The organism is Nocardia farcinica, assembly GCF_029867845.1.
In the GTDB taxonomy this organism is placed as follows: domain Bacteria; phylum Actinomycetota; class Actinomycetes; order Mycobacteriales; family Mycobacteriaceae; genus Nocardia; species Nocardia farcinica_A.
Genome location: NZ_JARWRU010000824.1, coordinates 1 through 2290, shown reverse-complemented (window position 1 = coordinate 2290; position 2290 = coordinate 1). Strand labels below are relative to the sequence as shown.

3 protein-coding genes are annotated in these 2290 nt (G+C 71.8%); all 3 read left to right on the top strand.

All coding sequences use genetic code 11. The features are described from left to right. The first annotated feature begins 132 nt into the window (after nt 1-132). Complete coding sequence (locus QH283_RS17895; RefSeq protein ID WP_280504134.1) at nt 133-792, top strand: HAD family hydrolase; 660 nt, start codon at nt 133-135, stop codon at nt 790-792. 489 nt (nt 793-1281) lie between these two features. Beyond that, nucleotides 1282-1839, top strand: coding sequence for an HNH endonuclease (locus QH283_RS17890; protein WP_280504133.1), 558 nt, complete (start codon nt 1282-1284; stop codon nt 1837-1839). Nucleotides 1840-1871: 32 nt separating this feature from the next. Further along, a complete protein-coding gene (locus QH283_RS17885; RefSeq protein WP_280504132.1) occupies nt 1872-2144 on the top strand; it encodes a WhiB family transcriptional regulator in 273 nt (90 codons plus the stop codon). Nucleotides 2145-2290: the final 146 nt, after the last annotated feature.

Below are 2290 nucleotides of genomic sequence, written 5' to 3'. Positions count from 1 at the left end.
CGGATGACCACATCACCCATCGCGGCCGGGTAGCCGCACCGGCGAACGGCCGGGGGTGCGGCTCGCGTCGTCGCACACGCGTCCTCGCCGTACCCCGGGTGCACGCGCCCGTCGGCGACATACAGTGACGAAGTGACTCTGCGCGCGGTGATCTTCGATTTCGACGGCACCATCCTCGACACCGAGAGCTCGGAATTCCTCTCCTGGCACGAGACCTACACCGCGCTGGGCGCAACCCTGGACCGGCGGCTGTGGGTGCAGACCATCGGCACGCTCGACGCCGCCTGGGACCCGTGGTCCCAGCTCGAGGAACAACTCGGTTTCGCGGTGACGGACCGGGAGGCGATCCTGGCCGCGCGGGTCGCCCGTCATCACGCGCTGATCGAGGCCGAGACCGTGCGGCCGGGCGTCGAGTCGTGGCTCGACCAGGCCGATGACCTCGGGCTCGGCATCGGGCTCGCGTCGAGTTCCGGTCACGACTGGGTCACCGGGCACTTGGAGCGGCTCGGGCTGGCGTCACGTTTCCATGCCGTCGCCACCGGCGACCGGGTGCCGCGCACCAAGCCCGATCCCGCGGTCTATGTACTCGCACTGCGTGAACTCGGCGTCGACGCGTCCGAGGCCGTCGCCGTCGAGGACTCCGTACACGGCGTCACCGCTGCGAAGGCGGCGGGTCTCACGGTGGTGGCGGTGCCGAATCCGATGACCGCCGACGCCGACTTCGCCGCCGCCGATCACGTCTTCGCATCGCTGAGCGCCACCCCGATCGAGGACATCGCTCGCATGCTCTGACCGGGCGGGAAAATGAGGCGACAGCGCCGCGCCGGTCGTGCCACCATGTGAGTCCACACCGCGCAGCCCCGTCCGGGGCCGTAGTCACCGACCGCAGGGAAAGGGGGTGGCCGATGCCGTCGAATCGACCGATCGACATGAAAACCGTTGCGCAGCAGCGGAAGTCCAGCGAACACGGTGACGGCCGCCTGCCGGGAGCCGCGAGGCGCTCACCCGAGGCCGCGCACGCCGGTCACTGATCGGCCACCCGCTCACCCTCGCCCGTCTTTCCGCGTTCACGGCAGCCGCGCTCTCGGCCTGCTGCTTTCGAGCCGTCCGTTTCCGAGCCATCCGAACGCCGAGCCGTTCCGAACGCCGAGCCGTACTGCCCGGTGATCGCCTGCGACATCCTGCGCCGTCCGCGCACCGATCGCCGAGCCGCCGAGCGCCAGGCCGGACCCGTCCTTCGAGATCCACACGAGAGATTCCGCACGACCCTGGGGGAGCCCGATGCCGTTCCGAACCGCCACCGAGGTGGCCGTACCCGTGGACAACTGGATACACAGCCCCGTGCTGGTGCTCAACGCCTCCTACGAGGCGCTGGACGAGGTCGGCGCGGACCGGGCCGTCGCGTTGCTGGTCAACGGCGTTGCCGAGACCGTGGTCGCACGCGAGCCCTACGTGCCGATCCGGTCGCAGCGGCTCGAGCTGGCGTTGCCGCAGACCATCCGGTTGCTGCGCTACGTCTTCCTCGAGCGCGCCGTGGTGGTGCGCGACGACAGCCGGGCGACGATGGCGGGCGTGCTGCGTCGCGACGGCAACCGGTGCGGCTACTGCGCGGGCCGGGCGCACACCGTCGACCACATCCGCCCGCGCAGCCGGGGCGGCCCCAACACCTGGGACAACCTGATCGCCTGCTGCGCGCCCTGCAACACCCGCAAGGCCGACCGCACGCCGGAGGAGGCCCGGATGCGGCTGCTGTGGCAGCCCAAGGCGCCCGACCCGCTGCGCAAGCGCCAGCGCGAGATCTGGAAGCAGCTGCCCGCCTGGGAGCAGCAGCCCGCATGAACGACACCCGCACTCGAAAGGAGACCGCGATCATGACCGTCCGAACCCTGCCCACCGCGGCCCAGCGGGTACTCGCCGACCTGCTGCCGCTGTCCGACGCCCGCGACTGGCACCGCGCCGCCTGCCGGGGCGACCCCAACCACGACGCCTGGTTCCCGTTCCCCTCCGAGGACTTCGACTACGCCCGCCGGATCTGCGCCGGCTGCCCGATCCGGGTCGCCTGCGGCGAGTTCGCGGCCGAGACCGGACAGTCCGGGGTGTGGGGCGGGTCGGAATTCGCCCGGGGCAACCTGGTGCGCGAATGACCGAAGCGGCCGCCCCGTGGGCGCCGGAGCCGCCCTAGCCCAGGCGGTCTTTCGGTCCGCTCGCGGGCGCCCCCCAAGCCCCCCCGCCCCCGGGCGGGGGGCCCAAAAAAAAACGGCCGGGGGGGTCCAAGCGCCCGCGAAAGGGG